The organism is Pontiella sp. (genome assembly GCF_041622395.1).
Classification (GTDB): Bacteria; Verrucomicrobiota; Kiritimatiellia; order Kiritimatiellales; family Pontiellaceae; genus Pontiella.
In genome coordinates this window covers 1-3,549 of the sequence record NZ_JBFJYW010000348.1, presented here as the reverse complement: position 1 = coordinate 3,549, position 3,549 = coordinate 1, and the positions used below count along the sequence as shown (strand labels likewise).

Annotated in this window: 5 protein-coding genes; 1 reads left to right on the top strand and 4 read right to left on the bottom strand. The window is 63.5% G+C overall.

Going from position 1 to position 3,549, the window contains the following annotated elements; translation table 11 throughout:
- The coding region (locus ABYO54_RS15275) for a HEAT repeat domain-containing protein (protein ID WP_372809100.1) at nt 1-831 on the top strand (831 nt) is incomplete at its 5' end.
- A gap of 48 nt (nt 832-879) precedes the next feature.
- On the opposite strand, the gene ABYO54_RS15270 is transcribed toward ABYO54_RS15275, so the two are convergent.
- The 4 genes from ABYO54_RS15270 to ABYO54_RS15255 form a co-directional block, all read right to left on the bottom strand.
- Nucleotides 880-1,512, bottom strand: a complete 633-nt coding sequence (locus ABYO54_RS15270) for a SprT-like domain-containing protein (protein WP_372809099.1) — start codon at nt 1,510-1,512, stop codon at nt 880-882.
- A gap of 5 nt (nt 1,513-1,517) precedes the next feature.
- A complete protein-coding gene (locus tag ABYO54_RS15265) occupies nt 1,518-2,009 on the bottom strand; it encodes a cell wall hydrolase (protein ID WP_372809098.1) in 492 nt (163 codons plus the stop codon).
- Between the two features lie 56 nt (nt 2,010-2,065).
- Entirely contained in the window at nt 2,066-3,154 is a 1,089-nt protein-coding gene (gene modC, locus ABYO54_RS15260) for a molybdenum ABC transporter ATP-binding protein (RefSeq protein WP_372809097.1), read from the bottom strand.
- A gap of 39 nt (nt 3,155-3,193) precedes the next feature.
- Nucleotides 3,194-3,549 (bottom strand): ABC transporter permease subunit (locus ABYO54_RS15255; RefSeq protein WP_372809096.1); only part of this gene is annotated, 356 nt, incomplete at its 5' end.

The following is a 3,549-nucleotide window of genomic DNA, read 5'->3' as shown; positions in this document are numbered from 1 at the left end:
GAGCCGCTGCTGAAGTCGGACAACGTATTGGTGCAGGACTGCGCATCCAGCGCGCTGGCCCGTATCGGTACGGCCGCCTCCATTCCGGCTTTGATGGACAACGGCCGCCCGGAAGCCCTCCGCGCCCTGGGCGTCATGAATGCCGAAGGTGTGGATCGGGCCCTTGAAAAAATCGCCGCCTCGAAGGATGACGCGGCGAGCGCCGCCGCCATCGAGGCCTTGGCCATCCGCGGGCGCCGCGATCTGGTGCCGGCCTTCTTCACCTATGCCGATGGCAAGGGCCGGGCCGCGCCGAAAGCCGCCGTCGAGGCGATCGGGCAGGTGGGCGACATCGCCGTTCTGGAACAACTCGCCGGGCTCATGATGGCCAAAGAGGCTTCGCCGCTCTCGCGCGATGTCTTGAATACGATCGTGGCCATCATGCGGCGTTCGTCCGATCCGGCCAAGGCGGTCGACATACTCGTGGCCCAGATGTCGGGCGCTTCGCCGCGCAGCCAGGCCAATATTTTGCAGGCGTTGGTGCAGACCGGCAGCCAAGAGGCGCTTAAGCCGCTTGCCGATGCCTGCCGCTCGAACGACGAATCCTTGCAGAAGCTGGCGGTCAAGCTGCTCGCCGGATGGAAGAGCGCCGACGGGATCCCGACGATGCTCGAGCTCGCGGGCGAGGAGACGATGTCGATGCCCAACCATGTCAACCTGATGCGCGGCGTCTCGCGTCTGCTGGCCGCGCAAAGAAGGGTCGACAAAACGCTGGCCAAACAGGCGCTCGACACCTGCCGCCGCGCCGAAGAGGTCGAGATGTTCCAGGCCATCCTCGAGAAGAAAAAATAATTCGACCACAAAGGACTCGAAGCATTGGAGGCTTTGGGTGCTTTGTGTTTAAAAACCTGCCGCAGAGTAGGGCGTGTAGACGAGTTTGCCGCCGCACTTGCGGCAGACGTATTGCGAATTCCGCTGTTGGGCCGTCTGCGTCCAGCAGCGGTTTTCGCAGGTAACGCTCCAGCGCGGCGGGGCGAATTGCAAGCGGTGCGTCCGTTCGCCGGAGCCGCCGATCGCCCGTGCCTGGGCTTTCCAGACGGCGTCGTGATGATGCTTGCGGCCCACCAGCGCATGGGCGATTTCGTGCAGGATCGTGTCGCGGATCGCCTCGTCCGAGCCCGTCCGCGCCAGATCGAACGCGAGGGTGATCCGCTTGTCGCGGTAAGAGCAGCACCCCGCGCGGCGGGTCGAATGGTCGAACCTGAATTGCCAGCCCTTCAGCCCGTGCTGCGCCATCAACTCGAGAGCTAGGCGCAAGACGGACTCGATGCGTTCCACGCGCCGCTCGGCGTTATCCGAGAGCGGCGTCAGCAAGGCATAGGGCACCGTGAAATCATCCCCGCTAATCCGCACCACGGCGCGTTTCGGATTCAGCCGCACCACGACGCCCTCGGCCGTCCGCCGCCGGAGGGGGAATGCCACCAAATCGCCATCGGCGAACCGCGCCCGGAGTTGGTCTTCCTTGCTCAGCATTCGAATCAATCCATGTAGCCGAAGACGTGCTTGCCGATGGTTTTGATGCCGCGCAACGAGGCGGCCCAGCTGGGGACGACTTTGTCGGGGTTGTAGAAGTGGGTGAGGTGCTCCCATTTGCGCGGGCTGGACATAAGGACCCAGGCGATGCCGTAGCAGTCGCTGCGCGCCTGGAGGTCGGCGGGTTTAATGCCTGCGCCGGTGCAGAAGTTTTCCGGGACGGCGTCGAGCTCGTTCCAGCAGGAGAATTGTTTTTCCTGCAGGCAGACCTCGGTGAGCGGGCGGCCCGAAAGGCGGGCGCGGGTTTGGATGACCGCCGCCACCGCCATCTTGCCCTTGAACGGTTCGCCGCGGGCTTCGGCATAGATGGTGTAGCTGATGATGCGTGCGGCGGCCTCGCTGAAGGGGGGCACGGCGGCGGTTTTGCTCTTTTCCGCTGCGTTTGTAAGGATGGGCAGGCCCACCAGGGCTACGGCCGCTTGTCGTCTGGTGCTCATGTTGTTCTCCGGAATTGGGGCGACAATTTCCCAGCGGCGGGCGCAATAATCAAGATTCAAAGGCGTTCGATCGCAAGCCCCTTGAAAAGCACCCAGGTACCGGAGCCTTCCTCCAGGTTCAACGCCTGCTCGGTCCCCGGGGTAATCTCGGCGAACAGGATGCCGGCGGGGGTTTCGATGTGGCAGAGCGAGCGGTCGGTCGCGTGAACGATTTTCAGGACGCAGCCGGGCAGCTGGTTGCGCATGGAGATCGGGCCGATCCGTTCGGTTGCCAGCGCAATCTGGTTGGCCGCGATGCCGAGCGTGATTTCGCGGCCGGGTTCGAGTGCGGGTTCGCGGCGCATTTCGATGGTGTAGTCCGGATTGCGCGGCACTTCCAGCAGCGTGATGCCCTTGTCGGCGTTGTGGCTCTTGACGCGGACGGTGATCAGGTTGGTGAGGTCGGCGCCCTTGAGCGCCTGGAGCGTGGCCGGGTTGCGCACCATTTGATCGATGGTTCCCTGTCCGCCGACCCGTCCGCCCTGCATGAGCAGGAGCTGGTCGGTGAGTTGCAGGATTTCGCCGAGGTCGTGGCTGATGAGGATGGTCGGGATCCTGAGCTGCCGGTGGACCTTGGCGAGGAACGGCAGGATCTGCGCCTTCAGCGAGACGTCGAGTCCGGTCACGGGTTCGTCCATGAGCAGGAGCCGGGGATTCGAAAGCAGGGTGCGGCCGATGGCGATGCGCTGTTTTTCGCCGCCGGAAAGATCCTCGACCGAGCGGTTGATCAGGTGCCCGATGTTCAGCAGCTCGACGATGGTATCGAAGCCGAACGGGCGGTTGGCCACGCGGCTTTTCATGCACTCGCCTGCCCGCAGGTTTTGTTCGACCGACCAGTGCGGGAAGAGGCGCGCATCCTGGAACACCAGCCCGATGTTGCGCTTGCGCGGCGGCACGAATTTGCGCTGGCTGGCATCGAACAGCGTTTCGCCGTCGAGGACGATATGCCCGCCGTTGGGCCGCACCAGCCCGGCGAGGGCGCGAAACAGCGTACTCTTGCCGCAGCCCGACGGCCCGAAGATGCCCAGCGCCGATTCAAAGCATTTGAACTGCGCGTCGAGCAGGAAATTTCCCTGCTTCATGTAAATGTCCACGTCCAATTTCATGATTTAGCGTGACGAGTGAGTCGTGATGGTTTTGACGCCTCAGGTTTCAATCGTCACGACCATCTTTCTTTTTGCTTTGCGGGTTAAGAGTTCGGAGATCAGCAAGCTTGCAAAGCAGAGCACGAGCGAGGCGATGACGAGGCGCATGGCGAGGGTTTCCTCGCCGGGAACCTGGAGTGCGGAGTAGATGGCGAGCGGCAGCGTTTGGGTCGAACCCTCCACGTTTCCGGCAAAGGTGATGGTTGCGCCGAACTCGCCGAGGCTGCGCGAAAAGGCGAGCAGGATGCCGCCGAGAATGCCCGGCCAGGCCAGCGGGAGGGTGATGCGGAAAAAGACGCGCATCGGATGGTAGCCCAAGGTTTGCGCGGCTTCTTCCAGCCGGCGGTCGACCAGCG

Bases quoted from the DNA above. Each gene is read 5' to 3' on its own strand.
- modC (WP_372809097.1), bottom strand. From the start codon at position 3,154: ATGAAATTGGACGTGGACATTTACATGAAGCAGGGAAATTTCCTGCTC.
- ABYO54_RS15265 (WP_372809098.1), bottom strand. From the start codon at position 2,009: ATGAGCACCAGACGACAAGCGGCCGTAGCCCTGGTGGGCCTGCCCATC.
- ABYO54_RS15270 (WP_372809099.1), bottom strand. From the start codon at position 1,512: ATGCTGAGCAAGGAAGACCAACTCCGGGCGCGGTTCGCCGATGGCGAT.